This window comes from Serratia inhibens, from assembly GCF_003591175.1.
Classification (GTDB): Bacteria; Pseudomonadota; Gammaproteobacteria; order Enterobacterales; family Enterobacteriaceae; genus Serratia; species Serratia inhibens.
This window is the reverse complement of record NZ_QYYG01000001.1, coordinates 128,717-147,197: the sequence shown is the minus strand read 5'-3', so window position 1 is coordinate 147,197 and position 18,481 is coordinate 128,717. Positions and strand designations below refer to the sequence as shown.

Annotated in this window: 17 protein-coding genes; 8 read left to right on the top strand and 9 right to left on the bottom strand. The window is 55.7% G+C overall.

From position 1 onward, the window contains the following. Positions 1-2: 2 nt before the first annotated feature. The gene (gene dacD, locus D4100_RS00720; protein ID WP_119802590.1) at positions 3-1,172 is read right to left on the bottom strand and encodes a serine-type D-Ala-D-Ala carboxypeptidase DacD; all 1,170 of its coding nucleotides are present in this window, start codon (positions 1,170-1,172) and stop codon (positions 3-5) included. Positions 1,173-1,448: 276 nt separating this feature from the next. Here dacD and D4100_RS00715 point away from each other — a divergent pair, with 276 nt between their 5' ends. The 3 genes from D4100_RS00715 to D4100_RS00705 all read left to right on the top strand — a co-directional run bounded on the left by D4100_RS00715 (position 1,449) and on the right by D4100_RS00705 (position 8,294). Beyond that, complete coding sequence (locus tag D4100_RS00715) at positions 1,449-3,755, top strand: FdhF/YdeP family oxidoreductase (protein WP_119802588.1); 2,307 nt, start codon at positions 1,449-1,451, stop codon at positions 3,753-3,755. 209 nt (positions 3,756-3,964) lie between these two features. Continuing rightward, positions 3,965-5,899, top strand: a complete 1,935-nt coding sequence (locus D4100_RS00710) for an exoribonuclease II (RefSeq protein WP_006317133.1) — start codon at positions 3,965-3,967, stop codon at positions 5,897-5,899. A gap of 328 nt (positions 5,900-6,227) precedes the next feature. After that, complete coding sequence (locus D4100_RS00705) at positions 6,228-8,294, top strand: carbon starvation CstA family protein (RefSeq protein WP_006317138.1); 2,067 nt, start codon at positions 6,228-6,230, stop codon at positions 8,292-8,294. 47 nt (positions 8,295-8,341) lie between these two features. On the opposite strand, the gene kdgT is transcribed toward D4100_RS00705, so the two are convergent. Further along, entirely contained in the window at positions 8,342-9,325 is a 984-nt protein-coding gene (gene kdgT, locus D4100_RS00700) for a 2-keto-3-deoxygluconate transporter (protein WP_119802586.1), read from the bottom strand. A 236-nt stretch (positions 9,326-9,561) separates the two neighbouring features. Then, the gene (gene fsa, locus D4100_RS00695; protein ID WP_119802584.1) at positions 9,562-10,227 is read right to left on the bottom strand and encodes a fructose-6-phosphate aldolase; all 666 of its coding nucleotides are present in this window, start codon (positions 10,225-10,227) and stop codon (positions 9,562-9,564) included. A gap of 291 nt (positions 10,228-10,518) precedes the next feature. Between fsa and D4100_RS00690 the strand changes: the two genes are divergently transcribed. Then, positions 10,519-11,265: a DeoR/GlpR family DNA-binding transcription regulator gene (locus D4100_RS00690; RefSeq protein WP_006317145.1), complete on the top strand. Its 747-nt coding sequence runs from the start codon at positions 10,519-10,521 to the stop codon at positions 11,263-11,265. Positions 11,266-11,313: 48 nt separating this feature from the next. On the opposite strand, the gene araD is transcribed toward D4100_RS00690, so the two are convergent. Further along, complete coding sequence (gene araD, locus D4100_RS00685; protein WP_006317147.1) at positions 11,314-12,009, bottom strand: L-ribulose-5-phosphate 4-epimerase; 696 nt, start codon at positions 12,007-12,009, stop codon at positions 11,314-11,316. A 374-nt stretch (positions 12,010-12,383) separates the two neighbouring features. Here araD and osmB point away from each other — a divergent pair, with 374 nt between their 5' ends. Continuing rightward, entirely contained in the window at positions 12,384-12,602 is a 219-nt protein-coding gene (gene osmB, locus D4100_RS00680) for an osmotically-inducible lipoprotein OsmB (RefSeq protein ID WP_004945176.1), read from the top strand. Positions 12,603-12,804: 202 nt separating this feature from the next. Here the strand turns inward: osmB and yciH are convergent, their stop codons facing one another. Continuing rightward, positions 12,805-13,131 carry a stress response translation initiation inhibitor YciH gene (gene yciH, locus D4100_RS00675; RefSeq protein WP_006317152.1) on the bottom strand — a complete coding sequence of 109 codons (327 nt, stop codon included), beginning with the start codon at positions 13,129-13,131 and terminating at the stop codon, positions 12,805-12,807. A gap of 11 nt (positions 13,132-13,142) precedes the next feature. Beyond that, on the bottom strand, positions 13,143-13,871 hold the full coding sequence (gene pyrF / locus D4100_RS00670) for an orotidine-5'-phosphate decarboxylase (RefSeq protein ID WP_006317153.1): 729 nt from the start codon (positions 13,869-13,871) through the stop codon (positions 13,143-13,145). Positions 13,872-14,199: 328 nt separating this feature from the next. On the opposite strand from pyrF, the gene bhsA reads away from it, so the two are divergent. Together bhsA and D4100_RS00660 are read left to right on the top strand one after the other, a co-directional pair. Further along, entirely contained in the window at positions 14,200-14,460 is a 261-nt protein-coding gene (gene bhsA / locus D4100_RS00665; protein WP_006317154.1) for a multiple stress resistance protein BhsA, read from the top strand. A gap of 167 nt (positions 14,461-14,627) precedes the next feature. Beyond that, positions 14,628-14,924: an Arc family DNA-binding protein gene (locus tag D4100_RS00660; protein ID WP_006317155.1), complete on the top strand. Its 297-nt coding sequence runs from the start codon at positions 14,628-14,630 to the stop codon at positions 14,922-14,924. 42 nt (positions 14,925-14,966) lie between these two features. Here the strand turns inward: D4100_RS00660 and lapB are convergent, their stop codons facing one another. From lapB to pgpB, 3 genes are all read right to left on the bottom strand, one after another. Further along, positions 14,967-16,136, bottom strand: a complete 1,170-nt coding sequence (lapB, locus tag D4100_RS00655) for a lipopolysaccharide assembly protein LapB (protein ID WP_006321113.1) — start codon at positions 16,134-16,136, stop codon at positions 14,967-14,969. A gap of 6 nt (positions 16,137-16,142) precedes the next feature. Further along, positions 16,143-16,445, bottom strand: a complete 303-nt coding sequence (locus D4100_RS00650; protein WP_020439141.1) for a LapA family protein — start codon at positions 16,443-16,445, stop codon at positions 16,143-16,145. A gap of 343 nt (positions 16,446-16,788) precedes the next feature. Further along, positions 16,789-17,559 carry a phosphatidylglycerophosphatase B gene (pgpB, locus tag D4100_RS00645; RefSeq protein WP_006321115.1) on the bottom strand — a complete coding sequence of 257 codons (771 nt, stop codon included), beginning with the start codon at positions 17,557-17,559 and terminating at the stop codon, positions 16,789-16,791. A 278-nt stretch (positions 17,560-17,837) separates the two neighbouring features. Here pgpB and ribA point away from each other — a divergent pair, with 278 nt between their 5' ends. Then, the gene (gene ribA, locus D4100_RS00640; protein WP_006321116.1) at positions 17,838-18,431 is read left to right on the top strand and encodes a GTP cyclohydrolase II; all 594 of its coding nucleotides are present in this window, start codon (positions 17,838-17,840) and stop codon (positions 18,429-18,431) included. Positions 18,432-18,481 lie beyond the last annotated feature (50 nt).

Here is an 18,481-nt window from a genome sequence, read left to right as displayed (position 1 = left end):
GCTCAGAGTTTCAGCTTCACATAGTCCATCAGGCGCGAGAACATACCGCCGTTGTTTACCGGCTGCAGCGCCACCAGCGGCAGGGTTTTCAATAGATTGCCGTTATCGCTGATGCGGATCTCCCCAATCGGCTGTCCCTTTGTCAGCGGGGCGTCAAGACGCGAAGGGGTTATCACATACTGGGCTTTCAACTTGTCCGCCTCGCGCTTTGGCAAGCTGAGGTATTGATCCTGCTCGCTGCCCACCGGCACCAGATGGCGATCGCCATACCACACTTTTTCCTGCCCCAGAGTTTGCCCTGCGCTAAACAGATGCACGGTGGCGAAATCTCGCAGACCCCAGGTCAGCAGTTTACGGGCCTGATCTTCTCGCCCTTTGGCGCTTTTACCGCCCATCACGACAGCAATCAAACGCCGGTCGCCTTCGGTCGCGGAGGCAATAATGTTAAAACCGGCCGATGCGGTATGGCCCGTTTTCAGGCCGTCTACCCGCAGGTTTTTATCCCACAGCAGCCCATTGCGGTTCTGTTGGGTAATCCCGTTCCAGGACAGCGATTTTTCGCTGTACATATGATATTCCGCCGGTTCGCTCATGATGATGGCACGCGAAATCAGCGCCAGATCGCCGGCCGTAGTGAACTGGCCTGGCGCGTCCAGCCCGTGGACGGTTTCAAAATGGGTATTTTGCAGGCCAAGCTGAACGCTTTTTTCATTCATCAGTTTGACGAACGCGGCCTGGCTGCCCGCCACGTAGTCCGCCATCGCCACGCAGGCATCGTTGCCGGAGTCAATAATAATGCCGCGACTGAGATCACGCACCGTGACCCTGTCACCGGGTTTCAGGAACATCAGCGAGGACCCCTTGAACACCGGATTGCCCTGCGCCCAGGCGTCTTTGCCCACGGTCACCACGTCATCCAGGCCAATTTTGTGCTGATCGAGCGCATGATCAATCACCAATCCGGTCATCAGTTTGGTCAGGCTGGCCGGATTGCGCCGCTCGTCCGCATTGTTCTCCGCCAGTACCTGACCGGTGGTGTAATCCATCAATACGTAAGAAGCCGCGTCTATCGCCGGCGGTGTATTGAGAGGAAAACTGAGTGGCGTATCCGCCGCCTGTACCGCCAACGGCAGCCAAATTCCGGTTATCACAGACAATACTGAACGCTTCACTCACCCATCCTTAAATAAAATTCTAATATAATCCGAGAGATAGACTGCCCTAAAGCGGCGCGCAGCGGAATCATTAGTCTTTTGCAGGGGATAACATAGTGAAACCATTTGTATGCCCGGCCGAGGACCAGGACGGCGAGCGATAAATCCGCTCTATGCCGCGATTACCCAATTCTATTAGACGCTCATGCCGTCCACACCTAAACTTGCGACATAAATGCTTAAAACACTTAAAAAATAATTTACTTTTTGGCTACAACACATGCGAAGACAATCATGAAATTCAAACCCTCAATAAAGCCGTATACCGGCGCAGCAGGCGGCTGGGGTTCACTCGAAGCCACCACCCGTTTTGTGCTCGACAGCAAACAGGCGCTGAAAAACCTGCGCAATCTGATGCGCGTGAATAAGGTCCGCGGCTTCGACTGTCCGGGCTGCGCCTGGGGCGACGACAATCACAGCACCTTCAGTTTCTGCGAGAACGGCGCCAAGGCAGTCAGTTGGGAAGCCACGCGCAATGCGGTTGAACCGGCGTTTTTCGCCGCCCACAGCGTCAGTACCCTGCAACAACAAAGTGACTATTTCCTCGAGTATCAGGGCCGCATTACCCATCCGATGCGCTATAACGCCGAAACTGACCATTACCAGCCGATCGGTTGGCCGGAGGCACTGGCGCTGATCGCCCGGCACATCCGACAAATGGATAACCCGAACCAGATCGAACTTTATACCTCCGGCCGCGCCAGCAACGAGGCCTCTTATCTGTATCAGCTGTTCGGCCGCATGCTCGGCACCAGCAATTTCCCCGACTGCTCGAACATGTGCCATGAGGCCAGCGGCGTCGGCTTGAAACAAAGTATCGGCGTGGGCAAAGGCACCATTCGTATGGATGACTTTGAAAAAACCGACGCCATCTTTGTGTTCGGCCAAAATCCCGGCACCAACCATCCGCGCATGCTGCACAGCCTGAAAAACGCCGCCGGTCGTGGGGCGCGCATCGTCAGTTTTAACACCCTGCGCGAACGCGGTCTGGAGCGTTTCGCCGATCCGCAAAACCCGATTCAGATGTTGACGCCTGCATCTTCGCCAATAAGTTCAGCGTATTTTCAGCCCAACCTCGGCGGGGATATGGCGGCAGTGCGCGGCATGGTGAAAGCGCTGCTGGAAAACCATCGCCAACGTTTGGCGGCCGGTGAGCCTGGCCTGTTCGATTTGGCGTTCATTGAGCAGCACAGCGTCGGCGTGGAAAGCTACCTGGCGCAGGTGGATGCCACCACCTGGGATCACATCATCCAACAGTCTGGCCTCAGCGAAGCGCAGTTGCGGCAGGCGGCAGAGATTTATCAGGGCGCCGAACGGGTGATTTGCACCTGGGCGATGGGCATCACTCAGCATAAGCATTCGGTGCCGACGGTGCGCGAGATAACCAATCTGCAACTGCTGTTCGGTCAATTGGGCAAACCGGGCGCCGGCCTGTGCCCGGTGCGTGGTCACAGCAACGTACAGGGTAACCGCACCATGGGCATTGACGAGAAATCGCCCAAGGCGCTGCTCGACAGCCTGGAGAAACATTTCAACTTCTCCCCACGACGCGAGCCGGGCCATAACACGGTAGAGGCCATCGAAGCGATGCTGCGCGGTGAAGTGAAGGTGCTGTTGGCACTGGGCGGCAACCTGGCGGCGGCCGCACCGGATACCGAACGCACCGCCCGCGCCCTGCGCTGCTGCGACCTGACGGTGCATATCAGCACCAAGCTCAACCGCAGCCATCTGGTCACCGGTAAAGACGCGCTGATCCTGCCAACGCTGGGGCGTACCGAGCAGGATCTGCAGGCCAGTGGCCCGCAGTACATCACGGTGGAGGATTCATTCAGCATGGTTCACGCCTCCGAAGGCGTCGCTAAACCGCTGGCGGATACCCAAAGGTCGGAAACCGCCATTGTTTGCGGCATCGCCGATGCGGTGTTGGGCAACAGGTCGTTGGACTGGCTGGCACTGGCGGATGACTACTCGCTGATCCGTGACCATATCGCCGCCACCGTTCCCGGTTTCGAGGATTTCAATCGTCGCTGCGATCAACCCGGCGGTTTCTATTTGGGTAATGCCGCCGCCGAATTGCGTTTCGCCACGCCTAGCGGTAAAGCGGAATTCAGTGCAGCCTCGCTACCAGAGAGCCTGCTCCCGGAGTTCGACGGCAAAAAAGCGCCCTTTACGTTGCAAACCCTGCGTTCCCACGATCAGTACAACACCACCATCTACGGGTTGGATGACCGCTATCGCGGCGTGTATGGCCAGCGTGAAGTGCTGTTCATCCACCCGGAAGATCTGGCCGCGTTGGACATGCAGGACGGTGAATTGGTGGAGATCGAAACCCTGTGGAATGACGGCGTCATTCGCAAGGTGAGCGGTTTCAAACTGGTGAGCTACGATATTCCACGCGGCAACCTGGCGGCCTACTATCCGGAAACCAACCCGCTGGTGCCGCTGGCCAGTTTTGGCGACGGTACCGGTACACCGACGTCGAAATCCATCCCGGTGGCGATCCGCCGCTGCACTGTGCAACCCACGTTGCGTATCGCCTGACCTGAGGCGCCCGGTTTACGCCGGGCGCACGACTCCCTACGGCCACCTTGCGCGCTGCGGTTTTCTTTCCCGCCTTTTGATCGCCTGATATTCAGTAAAATCGCGCGCCAACGCAGGAAAACCGTGACGTTAGGCTTGCCCGCAGCAGGTGATTCGCGTAAAACTGTCTGCCGCAAATCTTGCCACTCACAACCCATTCACTGGACGATATGTTTCAAGATAACCCGCTGCTGGCGCAGCTTAAACAGCAACTTCACTCTCAGACCCCGCGCGTTGAAGGCGTAGTAAAAGGGACTGAGAAAGGCTTTGGCTTTCTTGAGGTCGACGGTCAAAAGAGCTATTTCATCCCACCGCCGTACATGAAGAAAGTCATGCATGGGGATCGTGTGATCGCCACCCTGCACACCGAGAAAGAACGCGAAATCGCCGAGCCGGAAACCCTGGTCGAGCCATTCCTGTCGCGCTTTGTCGGCCGTGTGCAAAAGCGTGATGACCGCCTGTCCATTGTGCCCGACCATCCGTTGCTGAAAGACGCGATTCAGTGTCGCCCGGTGCGTGAACTGACCCATAACTTCCAGGCCGGTGACTGGGCGGTAGCGGAAATGCGCCGTCACCCGTTGAAAGGCGATCGCGGTTTCAACGCCGATCTGACCCATTTCATCGCCGACGGCGAAGACCACCTGGCCCCTTGGTGGGTCACGCTGGCCCGCCATAACCTGGAAAAAGAAGCGCCGGAGATGGCTGCCATCAGCGAGCCGGACGCCGCGCTGCAGCGTGAAGATCTGACCGCGCTGAATTTTGTCACCATTGACAGCGCCAGCACCGAGGATATGGACGATGCATTGTTCGTTCAGGACAACGGCGACGGCTCACTGCAACTGACCATCGCCATTGCCGATCCTACCGCTTACGTAGCGCAAGGCAGCCCGCTGGATGATATCGCCCGCAAACGTGCCTTCACCAACTACCTTCCGGGTTTCAACATTCCGATGTTGCCGCGCGACCTGTCTGATAACCTGTGCTCTCTGCGCCCGAACGAACGCCGTCCGGTACTGGCTTGCCGCGTCACCATCGGTGCCGATGGCGCGTTGGCTGACGACATTCACTTCTTCGCCGCAGAGATCGAGTCAAAAGCCAAACTGGTTTATGACGAAGTGTCCGACTGGCTGGAAGGCATCGCCGGCTGGCAGCCGCCAAGCGACGAGATTGCACAGCAAATCACCCTGTTGAAACGCGTCTGCGATGCCCGTAACGCCTGGCGCCACCAGCATGCTCTGGTGTTCAAGGATCGCCCTGACTACCGCTTTGTCCTGGGCGAAAAAGGCGAAGTGCTGGACATCATCACCGAACAACGCCGCAGCGCCAACCGCATCGTTGAAGAGTGCATGATTGCCTCCAACGTCTGCGCCGCCATCATGCTGCGCGATCGTCTGGGCTTCGGGATTTACAACGTGCATACCGGTTTCGATCCGGCGTTGGTTGAGCAGGCGGTTACCGTGCTGCAAGCCAACGGCGTGGAAGCCGATGCCGAGAAACTGCTGACGCTGGAAGGGTTCTGCGAACTGCGCCGTCATCTCGACTCGCAGCCGACCCAGTTCCTCGACAGCCGTATCCGCCGTTTCCAGACCTATGCAGAGATCAGCACCACGCCGGGCCCGCATTTCGGCCTGGGGCTGGAAGCCTACGCGACCTGGACCTCACCGATCCGTAAATACGGCGATATGGTCAACCACCGTCTCCTGAAAGCCATCATCACCGCACAGTCTGCCGAAAAACCGCAAGACGAAGTGACGGTGCAATTGGCAGAGCGCCGTCGTCTTAACCGCATGGCTGAGCGTGACGTCGGTGACTGGCTGTATGCGCGTTACCTGAAAGACAAAGCCGGCACCGATGAGCGCTTCAATGCGGAAATCATCGACGTGACCCGCGGCGGCCTGCGCGTGCGCCTGCTGGACAACGGTGCCGTCGCCTTTATCCCTGCGCCGTTTATTCACGCGGTGCGTGACGAAATGGTTTGCAGCCAGGATACCGGTACGGTCCAGGTGAAAGGCGAAGTCGTCTATCGCCAGAGCGATACCCTGGAGGTCAACATCGCCGAAGTGCGTATGGAAACCCGCAGCGTGATCGCCAGACCGGCGGCATAATCCTGCGAGATTAACCCAACGTCATCTCAACACCGGCAGGGAAACCTCCGGTGTTTTTTTTCGCCGGTTGCCCCCTATCGACGATAAAAAAACCTTGCCCGCCACTCAGTTGGCAGGCACCGGGCGAGACTTCATTATCGCCTTTTCACTGCCCTCTCGGGCGGCCGCAACGGCGACATCACATTGTTTTTACGCTATTACTCAACCAGCATCACATTTCTCATCCGACCTGCTACTTTTCGCGCGCAAAACTCCTATTTTTAATCTGTATTCATTCTCTATAAGAACATCTCTTTCTTTATCTCTGCACACCAAGGAGTTGTTGATCATGAAAAACGTCAAGTCCGGGATCATCTGGCTGGTGGTGGCGTTAGTCGGCGCATTTGCCTTCGCCATGCTGGCGCTCAGCCGCGGGGAGCATGTTAACGCGGTCTGGCTGGTGGTGGCTGCCGTTGCCTGTTACAGCATCGCTTACCGTTTCTATAGCCTGTTCATCGCCAAAAAAGTGTTTGAGCTTGACGATCGCCGCATGACACCGGCGGAGCGTCGCAATGACGGCCTGGACTATGTCCCCACCAACAAGTGGGTGCTGTTCGGTCACCACTTTGCCGCCATCGCCGGCGCGGGGCCACTGGTCGGGCCGATTCTGGCCGCGCAGATGGGCTTTTTGCCGGGCACCATCTGGATCCTGGTCGGCGTCATGCTGGCCGGGGCGGTGCAGGATTTCCTGATCCTGTTCATTTCTACCCGCCGCGACGGCCGCTCGCTGGGTGAAATGGCCAAGCAGGAACTCGGCGCCTTCGCTGGGGTGATCACCATGCTTGGCGCACTGGGCGTGATGATCATCATTCTGTCTGCGCTGGCTCTGGTGGTGGTAAAAGCGCTGGCCGACAGCCCATGGGGGCTGTTCACCATCGCCGCCACCATTCCTATCGCGCTGTTTATGGGCGTGTATATGCGTTTTATCCGGCCGGGAAAAATCGCCGAAATTTCGGTGGTCGGCTTCGTCCTGATGCTGCTGGCGATCATTTACGGCGGCAATGTGGCGCAACACCCTTACTGGGGCCCCTTCTTTACGCTGCATGGCACCACGCTGACTTGGGTACTGGTGATCTACGGTTTCGTCGCTTCGGTGCTGCCGGTATGGCTGCTGTTGGCCCCGCGTGATTATCTTTCCACCTTTATGAAGATTGGCGTCATTATCGGGCTGGCGATAGGCATCGTCTTTGCCATGCCGGAAATGAAAATGCCTGCGGTATCGCGGTTTATCGACGGCAGCGGCCCGGTATTCGCCGGTTCACTGTTCCCGTTCCTGTTTATCACCATCGCCTGCGGTTCAATTTCCGGCTTCCATGCGCTGGTGTCCAGCGGTACCACGCCGAAACTGGTGGAACGTGAAAGCCACATCCGTTTTATCGGTTATGGTGCCATGCTGATGGAATCCTTCGTGGCCATCATGGCACTGATTTGCGCCTCGGTGATCGACCCCGGCGTTTACTTCGCCATGAACTCTCCGGCGGCGCTGATTGGCACCACGGTGGAAAATGCCTCGCAGGTCATCAACAGCTGGGGCTTTATCATCACGCCGGAAACCCTGACGATGATCGCCAAAGACGTGGGTGAGCATTCGATCCTGTCGCGCGCCGGTGGCGCACCGACCTTTGCTGTGGGCATGGCGCACATCATCACCGAAGTGTTTAACAGCCGCGCGATGATGGCGTTCTGGTATCACTTCGCCATTCTGTTCGAGGCGCTGTTCATTCTGACCGCCGTCGATGCCGGCACCCGCGCCTGCCGCTTTATGGTGCAGGATCTGGTTGGCGTGGCAGTCCCACGGCTGGCCAACAACCGTTCATGGTTCGGTAATCTGGCAGGTACGACGGTGGCCGTAGCCGGTTGGGGGTTCTTCGTTTATCAGGGCGTGGTCGATCCGCTTGGCGGCATCAACACCCTGTGGCCGCTGTTTGGTATCGGCAACCAGATGCTGGCCTCAATGGCGTTGATCCTCGGTACCGTTGTGCTGTTTAAAATGAAAAAACAGCGCTACGCCTGGGTGACCATTCTGCCAACCGTCTGGTTGTTCATTACCTCTATGACCGCCGGCTGGCAAAAAATCTTCCACGAGAAACCCAGTATCGGCTTCCTGGCGCAGGCGAAGAAATTCTCCGCCGGCATTGAGCAAGGAACCCTGATTGCCCCGGCCAAAACGCTGAAAGATATGGAAACCATAGTGTTCAGCAATCAGATTAACGCCGCGCTCTGCGCTTTCTTTATGCTGGTGGCGGTGACCATGCTGGTTTCCGCATTCTTTGTGATCCGCCGTGCGCTGAACGCCAGCCAGCCTACGGCGAATGAGTCGCCAGTCACCCTTCGTGAAGAGACTGGCAAGATCTAAAGGTTAAGAGCACTCTAGCAAGGGCGCTGCGGCGCCCTTTTTTTTGCTTATTTCACCACCGCCATTTGTTCTCGCATGGCGGCTCTGGCCTTGGCGCGTTTCGACCAGACCGCAGTTACGATCGGCACCAGAATCGAAGTGACAATCACCGATGTCGCCACCAAGGCCGTCGCCGCCGGGGCTACCGCCTTGAACTGCGGCACCATTTCAGCAATCAGCACCGGCGTCGCCACCGCAGCGCCGGCAGAACTGGACGCGGCCACGCCCGCCGTGCCGTCACCCCCGCCAATCAGTTTATCGGCGATAATCAGCGGGATCCCGGTAATCACTATTACCGCTACGCCCAGCAGGATGCCCAACAGCCCGGTTTGCGCTATCACCGCAAGATCTATGGTATTGCCAAGCGCAAAGGCAAAGAACGGGATTAACGTCTGCACCGCCTTGCCGAAGAATTCGCGCAGTTCGGGATCGAGGTTACCCAGCGCAAACCCGACCAGGAATGGCAGCACCGCACCGACAAACACGTGAGGTTCGAACGAGGCTATTCCGGCGGTACCGAGGATAATCATGGTCATCAGCGGCCCGGATTCCAGCGACATCAGCACAAAAGCGCCCGCCTCTTCCTTGCTGCCGTATTGTTGCATCACCGAGGCATACAAACCGCCGTTGGTCATGTCCATCGCCGCCACCAACGCCAGCGTCGACAGGCCGGCGAAAAAACCGACTTCGACACCGTTTTCGGGCATTACCCGCGATGCCACCGCCGCCACCAGCCAAGCCACCGCGACCTTGGTCACCACCAGCGTGCCGGATTTACGCAATACCGTACCGGTGGCACTCAGCTTGATTGAGGCCCCCATACAGAAAAACCATACCGCCAGAATCGGCACCGTGCCGCTGATGAGCCCGTTGGTGAAGGAACCGAAATATTTCCCGGCGCCTGGCGCAAAAGTATGACACACCGCGCCAATGAACAGCGGCACCAACATCATGCCGCCAGGGATCTTGTCTATCGCACGCTTAATCTGCATCACTCATTCCACCTTACTGTTGAATTGTCAAAGCAATGCACCGCCGACAGCCGCCGTTCCAACGGACAGGCCTGGTGATGATTGGGTCACTCAAGCTAACTGTTCACCGAGGGAATAAAAGTGATCGACAACATAAAATTAAAACATTGTTTCTATTTTTAAGGTTCGTTATTTCAAAATTAAATCATGCGCACAAAAAAGGCGGCCATAGCCGCCTCTCGTCACCGAAAAAAGGATTAGTTAAGCAGGTTGGTACCGAATGCCCCCAGCCAATCCTGCTCGAACTTTTCGACCGCCGCCTGCACCGCCGGAGCAACAAGGAACTGTTCGGCCACATCGACCGGCAAGGTAATGGCCTGGCAACCCGCCAACAGGCATTCCAGCGCCTGTCGTGGCGTCTTGAAGCTGGCTGCCAGCACCCGGGTGCCCGGCGCATGCAGCGTCAGCAATTGCTGCAGTTCGTGCACCATTTCGATACCGTCTCCGCCCTGTGCGTCCAGCCGGTTAACGTAGGGGGCTACATACTCCGCACCGGCCAACGCCGCCAATAGCCCCTGACCGGCGCCATAAACCGCCGTACCCAGCGTGGGTATCGACATCGATTTCAGTTTTTTAATCGCCGCCAGCCCCTCGGCGGTCGCCGGGATCTTGACTACCAGGCCAGGCACTCGCTGATGAAGCAGCGCCGCCTCCGCCACCATGCGCTCTGCGTCGTTGGCCATCACCTGAGCAAATAGCTTGCCGGTACCGCCCAGTGCATCACGCAGCGCCGGCAACACCTCCCAAATGGGCTTCCCCTCTTTGGCGACAATGCTCGGATTGGTGGTGACGCCGTGCAGCGGCAGAATGCGCGCCAGGCGTTTTACGGCATTCACATCAGCGGTATCGAGATAAAGCTCCATTACGGACTCCTGAATCTTCTGTGGGCGAATTCAAACTCTCATCATAGTAGGACAAAGAACTCATGATTTGTGATCGCAATCAAATCAATTTTCATTCAAAACAACCTTAATGGGAAAAGTAGAGCCACTGAATGGCAGAGTTCATGATCTTCACTTCGCAACGCTGGATAATCCGCTTTCTTTACCTCATCATCCTCTGACGCGCAGGATGATATTATGGCGCGAACAGAACATACTATTTAAACAATAAATATTAGCGGCCGCACATTGGTAGCCGCGCATCAGGTCGATATGAATTCAAGACAACAAACAATTCTGCAGTTGGTGAACGAACGTCGAAAGATCAGCGTCAGCGATCTGTCGCGCACCACCGGGGTGTCAGAGGTCACTATCCGTCAGGATTTGAACCTGCTGGAAAAGCGCAGCTATCTGAAACGGGTGCACGGTTCCGCGCTGGCGCTGGAAAGCGACGACGTCGATGCGCGCATGATGTCCAATTTCGCTCTCAAGCAGAAGCTGGCGCGGTTTGCCGCTTCGCAGGTTAACGACGGCGAAACCATCTTTATAGAAAATGGCAGTACCAATGCGCTATTGGCGCGCTATATCGCCGAACGCAAAAGCATCACGCTGATCACCGTCAGCCACTATATCGCCAATCTGCTGAAAGAGAGCGACTGTGAGGTAATAGTGCTGGGGGGCATGTATCAGAAAAAGAGTGAGACCGTAGTCGGGCCGCTGACGCGCATGTGCATCCAGCAGGTTCATTTCAGCAAGGCGTTTATCGGCATTGACGGTTACCATGCGGAAACCGGCTTTACCGGCCGCGATATGATGCGCGCCGACGTGGTCAACGCCGTGCTGGCGAAGGGTATGGAAAATATCGTGCTGACAGATTCATCCAAGTTTGGTCAGATCCAACCCAATCCGTTGGCACAGCAAGGAAAGATTGATCGTGTGATCACCGATTCGCGCCTGGACCTGGAGTATCAGCATCAGTTGAAACGCCAGGGAATACGGTTGGATAGGGTCAGCGATTAAACGTCCTTCGGAACGGCTGCGGGCACCCTTCGGTTGCCCGCCTGATGATCACTGCCCGTAATAGGCGTTTTTGCCGTGCTTGCGCAGGTAGTGTTTATCCAGCAACGTTTGCTGCATGTTCTCCAACCCAGGCGTCAGTTGGCGTGAAAAAATCCCCATATAGGCAATTTCCTCCAGCACAACGGCATTGTGCACTGCGTTATCCGCGTCTTTGCCCCAGGTAAACGGGCCGTGCGAATGTACCAACACCGCCGGCATGCTGGCCGGATCCAATCGCCTTTCGTGGAAGGTTTCGACGATCACCCTGCCGGTCTCCCATTCATAACGCCCGGCAATTTCCTCATCCCGCATGGTTCGCGTACAGGGAATGTCACCGTAGAAGTAATCGGCATGAGTGGTGCCCCAGGCGGGAATATCCTGGCCGGCCTGCGCCCAGATGGTGGCATGTCGCGAATGGGTGTGCACAATGCCGCCGACCGCCTCGAACTCGAGATACAATGCCCGGTGGGTATCACTGTCTGAAGAGGGTTTTTTATTGCCCTCCACCACATTGCCGCTTTCCAGTTCCACCACCACCATATCGTCACAGGTCATTAGCGCATACTCCACCCCTGAAGGTTTGATCACCATCAGCCCTGTCTGGCGATCGATGGCGCTGACATTTCCCCAGGTGAAGGTCACCAGATGATGACGCGGCAATGCCAGATTAGCTTCCAATACCTGCTGTTTAAGATCGTTGAGCATTTGTCTTTCCCGGTTAAGCCTGTCTGTGAATATTGTCGGCAGGCCGGCGACGGGGCGGTATGGCATAAATCGCTAAAGACCGCGTAGGCTTCTGCTGGATGCGGAGTTCTGCGGGGTTAACGGTGATTCGCTTACTTATAGAAAAGAAAGGGAGGCATCAGGAATTTAGGACTATTTACCTGTTCATTGATCAACAGTAGCTTATAGTGAATTTGGGCAGAGAGACCGCTTTCAACTTTTTAATGTTCTGCCTTTAACAAATAATGCCATTTTTTATATCGATACTGTATGGGAGCCGATAGCAGGCCGAATTTATGGTTCACGCCTATACTTAAAGGGCACTTCCATATAGCCAATGCTAAGGAGAAGTCATTATGATGATTATCAATAAACGTTTCGCCACCGCCGCTCTGGCACTGACTCTGGCGTTTTCACTCAGTGCTTGTTCCAACATGTCCAAACGTGACCGCAACACCGCAATTGGTGCCGGCGCAGGGGCCGTAGGCGGCGCAGTACTGACCGATGGTAGCGCATTGGGTACGCTTGGTGGGGCCGCCGTTGGGGGCATCATTGGTCATCAGGTTGGTAAATAACCTGCACGGCCGCTATAGATACCTCTGCCGACAGGCTGGCAAAAGCGTTTTCGCTTTGACGTATTAAGCATAATAAAGATTATTTCAGGTCTGTATTACCTTTAATCCATGGTGTTTTCGCCATCGATGGGCTCCGGCCCGACAGCACGACCTAAGCCATGCCGCAGCATTGCACCGCGGCATGGCACTCCGCCTGCAGCCGTTAACCGCCCGCCAGCTTGACCTTCATCCCTTTGGCTTCCAGCAACTGCTTGAGGAGATCGCGTTTATCTCCCTGGATCTCGATCACCGCGTCTTTGACCGAACCACCGCACCCGCATTTCTTCTTCAGCTCTGCCGCCAGCTTTTCAAGTGCTGCATCGTCCAAATCAATCCCGGTGATCAGGCAAACGCCTTTCCCCTTGCGCCCACTGGTCTGGCGCTGGATGCGCACTATGCCGTCACCTTTGGCTCGCTGCGGTTTGACCTCTTCCTGCTTGATGCGCCCGCTGTCGGTGGAGTAAACCAGCCGGCTATTGTCGTCATTCATTTTAAGCCCCTTCAAACCAGCGAGGCGCGAATAGCGCTCAGTGTGGCAGCAGGATCGGCGGATTGGGTGATCGGGCGCCCAATCACCATATAATCGACCCCGGCGGCCTGTGCCTGTACCGGCGTCATAATGCGGCGTTGATCGCCGGCTGCGCTGCCCTCTGGACGAATGCCCGGCGTGACCAACTGGAACTGACGCCCGCAGGCTGCTTTCAGCCGTTCAGCTTCATGCGCTGAACAGACCACGCCGTCCAGCCCGCAATCACGAGTCAGGCGTGCCAGCCGCTCAGCCTGTTCGGCCGGAGAAACGTTAATGCCGATAGCCTGCAGATCCTCCGCCTCCATGCTGGTGAGCACGGTAACGGCGATCAACAACGGCGCCTCTGCGCCATAAGGCAGCAACGCCTCTTTAGCTGCGGTCATCATGCGTGCGCCACCGCTGGCGTGGACGTTGACCATCCATACGCCCAGTTCGGCCGCTGCAGCTACCGCATGGGCGGTGGTATTGGGGATATCGTGGAATTTTAAATCCAGGAATACGTCGAAGCCACGCTCGTGCAAATCTCGCACCAGCTGCGGCCCAAACAGGGTGAACATTTCTTTGCCCACTTTTAATCGACAGTCCTGCGGATTAATGCGATCGGCAAACGCCAACGCGGCGCCAATATCTGCATAATCCAGCGCAACGATGATCGGAGATGATTTTAAGTCATTGTTATTGATATTATTTTCAGACTTCATTTCTTCTACCTTCTTTAAAATGGACATGACCAGGTAACAACCCACCAAACTGACCGCCGCATTCTACATGCCGGCCGGCAGAAATCCCAGCCACAGCGCACCCTGCCGTTAAGTAATGTTAATCCATCGTTCGTCATCAAGCGTCAACAAAGCCCCAAAACCAATAGCGCAGGCTGCGTAAAGCGCCGTAAAGATGCGTAAATTATCAATCAGATATTTTGAATAAGATGCTCAGCATTATCAGATTTTAAATCCGTACGGATGCTTTATTATTCAACACATCGGAAGCGAACTGCTTCCAACCTAAACGAACTGACTGGAGTCACCCATGAAAACCATCAAATATTTTGCAGCCGCTACCGCCATCGCCCTGACCTCTTTCGCGACTTTCGCCGCTGAACCGGTCAATTTGCAACAGGCCAACGACCTGGCTCCTGCCGGTGTAGTCTCCGCAGGCCACGCGACGACCCTGAGCGGCCTGGAAGCCAAACTGGCAGCCAAAGCCGAAGCCCAGGGCGCCAGCAGCTACCGCATTATCTCCGCCGGTGGTAACAACCTGCTGAGCGGTACCGCTGTCATCTACAAATAAGTTTCTTCGCCAGAGGCCCGGTACGCCGGGCTCTGCCTATTTCCCCGCCGTTCCGTTCATTATTCCCGCACCTCAATGTTACATAAATATTAAATTTTTATTACACCCTAGACTCTTACTCATTACTGGCTTAGCTTGAAGGTATCTTCCCGCAGAAAGGCTTCAAAATGAGCGAGATATCTACACTAACCATCAAAATCCCTCTGGAACTCAAAGAGAAAATTCGTGCTATCGCCGCCGAGAATCAACTCTCGCTGAGCGCTGAGGTATGTCAACGCCTTGAAAGCAGCTTCGACGCGCCGGTTAAAGCGGAAAAATCCGCTAAAAAATCGGATGAGCTGCACCACGGCGAAATTGATAATCAGGGGATTGAAGAGGAAATCGAGCAGCCTCTGAATCAGAAAGAATTGAAGAAACTGCGTCAGTTGCTGAAAGGCGGCGTGAAAGCCGGCAAGAAAAAGTAATTCCGTTTACTACGAAAAACGGGGCGATTATCGCCCCGTTTTTTATTGCCCATCCAGCCCTCGAATCGGCTTAACCGACGCCCAGGCCCGGCACGACGGGCAATGCCAATACAGTGAATGCGCGGTAAAACCGCATTTATGGCAACGATAGCGCGGTTTGGTACGGATTTGCTCACCCACCATGTCCCGCAGCAACAGCAAGCTCTCTTTTGCCCGCCCATCTTCGGCGTCCGCCAGGTGGTAATCCATCAGGCGGTAAAACACGCGCATGGTCGGATGGCGTTGTAATTGACGGTTGATATATACCTGAACGACGTCGCGCCCTTCGTGCAGTTCAATGATCTCCGCCAGCATCAGCTCGGCGGTGGCACCCGTATTTTCCTCCACGCAACGCTTGAGGAACTCCGCCCAGTCCTGCTGATTTTCCAAATGTTGATAACATTCGTGCAGCATGGGCAAAGTTTCGCTAACCAGCTCTTTATCCTGATTCAGCACCCGCTGCAGAGACTCGACCGCTTTGGCGTATTCAGCCTGGGCCATATAGATGCGACCGAACATAATCGACACACGGGCGCACTGTTTATCCGCCGAGGCCGCGCGTTTCAGCAGGCTCATCGCCTTATCAAGATCGTCACTACCCATTGCCTGTAGCGCCAGCTCACAGTAGAAATGCGCGATCTCTATACGTTGTTTGTCTTTACCCAGCTTGACCAGTCTTTCCGCCACGTCGATCGCTTTCAGCCAGTCGCTGGTTGCCTGGTGGATCACCAGCAATTGCTGCAGCGCCGAGATGCGGAAATCCTCTTCGCCGACCAACTGGCCGAACATGTCTTCCGCACGATCGTACATGCCGGCGGCCATATAATCGCGCCCCAGCTGTTGCACCGCCAGCAGACGTTGTTCGAAGGTCAGAGAAGCGCTTTCCATCAGCGCCTGATGGATGCGTATTGCGCGGTCGACCTCGCCGCGCGAGCGGAACAGGTTACCCAGCGTCAGATGGGCCTCAACGGTGGTGCTATCCTCTTTCAACATATCGAGGAACAGATCGACCGCTTTATCCTGTTGATTGGAAAGCAGGAAGTTCACCCCGGCCACGTACTCACGCGACAGACGGTTGGCTTCCTGTTGTTTATCCTGTTGAGCACTTCTGCGCCCCATGTACCAACCGTACGCGGCAGCCACGGGCAGCAACAGAAACAACAGCTCTAACATAGAAGATTATTCCTTGCTGACAACAGACTGAGCTGCCGGCTCAGCAGGTTGTTCAAGCTGCAGTTCCAGTCTCTTGATTTTGCGTTCGGCTCGCCCCAGCGCAATACGGGTGCGCAGATAGAACAGGCCACAAATGACCCAACCGAGAACAAAACCGGCGCCAAACAACGCAGCCAACAGGGTCGATATACGGTAATCGCCCTGCGCAACCAGGTAATTAAAACTCACGACCTGATCGTTATGCGCGCCCAACGTGACAGAAATCACGAAAACCACCAGAACCAACAAAAAAATCAGCAAATATTTCACATTCTTTCCCGCGATGCCGAGTTAATCGGATGAATTATACCCGATGTATTTCAAGTTGCCGCCTGGCGGCGACTCGAAAGACGAAAGGTATATGCCAATGCGTGGCGTCCCTCTCATTAAGTTAGCATTTCCCATCGTGCCTGGGAAACCCTGCTGCACGATAAAACCAGATATCTGCCGGCATATTCGTCAGTAAATGGCGCCCCCAAGGGAATTAATGAGAAAGCTTCTCAAAATAATGAATTTATAAAGATATGGGGGCTGCCACGGGAATTGCAATGACTGGCGAATGTAAGAGATTAATACGGCGCCTGCCCGGCGCCGTGATAAGTGACTGTGTCACCTAATGTTTCCTGCCGGACGTTCTTTCCACCATTTCCTGTCGCTCCTGAGGAGGCAACGTCAGCGGACCAAACCAACGTTGCGCCAGCCAGCAAGCGATCGTCACCAGCAGCCAACTGATCAATGTCGCCATTGCCAGATCGCGCGGCCAGTGCATGCCCAGCAGCAAGCGGCTGCCCATCACGCCGGTTGCCCACAGCATCAGCAACGCGACGGTTTTGTAATGGCGGCGCGGCCACAGTAGCCCCACTCCCAGCAACGCCCAGGTGGCGGCAAACATTGTATGTCCTGAAGGGAAGGCGAAGCCGGTTTCAAACTGCCAGTGCTTGCTCAGCCAAACGGGCACCAGCGGCTGATCCCGCAACTGTTCCGCTACCAGCGCGCTGCGCTCTTTGCGATGCAGCGAGTAAAAGTATTTACCGTCCACGCCATGGTTCTGCTCCAGCCAGACGACAAACGGCCGCGGTTCCTGTACCCGATCCTTGATCAGTGATTTTACGCCCTGGCCAATCAATACCGCAGCAGAGAGTAAAATGACCAGGCCGATGGCCGCCTTGAGACGAAAGCGCAGACACCAAAGAAACCAGGCGGAGAGAATGACGCTGGTGATAATCCCCCACGGCGAGGTCACGGTTTCGGTCACCCAATAAAGGCCTCTCAGCAACTGTTCGTTACCGCCCGGCCGCCATTGCCAGCCGGATAACCACACGGCCAGCGGCATCAGCAACAGCACTATCGCCCCCGCTGCCGTGCGTTTTGCTATCTCAAACATTCCACGTTCCCTTTGTTTAAGCCAAGGGCCAGTGTAACAATCTTGCAATATCGATAACACTCGAAAAATTAAACAGATAAAAAACCTGTCGCAATAATAATGGGCTGAAAACGCCGGATGCTGGTTTGATGAGCACCGCAGGGCAAGAAGTTATGGCAAAATAGCCGATAATTAACGAAATAGAGATCGTCGTTGCGCGTTTTAATACTGGTCAGGTCACTGTGTCGGACGTAGGATGCGCAACAATGATTGAATCGGATGTGTTTGTGGAGAGCAACATGCAGCTTAAACGGGTGGCAGAGGCAAAACTGCCAACACCTTGGGGCGATTTCCTGATGGTAGGATTCGAAGAACTGGCTACCGGGCACGATCATCTGGCGCTGGTCTTCGGTGATATTGCCGGCGCGACGCCGGTACTCTCACGCGTACATTCTGAATGCCTGACCGGCGATGCGTTATTCAGCCTGCGCTGCGACTGCGGTTTTCAGCTGGAGGCCGCGCTGGAACATATCGCAGAAGAAGGCCGCGGCATCCTGCTCTACCACCGCCAGGAAGGTCGCAATATCGGTTTGCTGAACAAGATCCGCGCTTATGCCCTGCAGGACAAGGGCGCCGATACCGTAGAAGCCAACCATCAACTCGGCTTTGCCGCTGACGAACGTGATTTCACCCTGTGTGCGGACATGTTCAAATTGCTGGGCGTGGACGCGGTGCGTTTGTTGACCAACAACCCGAAAAAGGTTGAGATCTTGACCGAGGCGGGAATCAACATCACCGAGCGCGTACCCTTGATCGTCGGCCGCAATCCAAAAAATGAACGCTACCTTGCGACCAAAGCCGCCAAAATGGGCCATTTGCTGGACCAGAAGTAATGCCCTTTCGAAAAAATCAGGGCGCCATCAAAGGCGCCCTTTTTTATTAC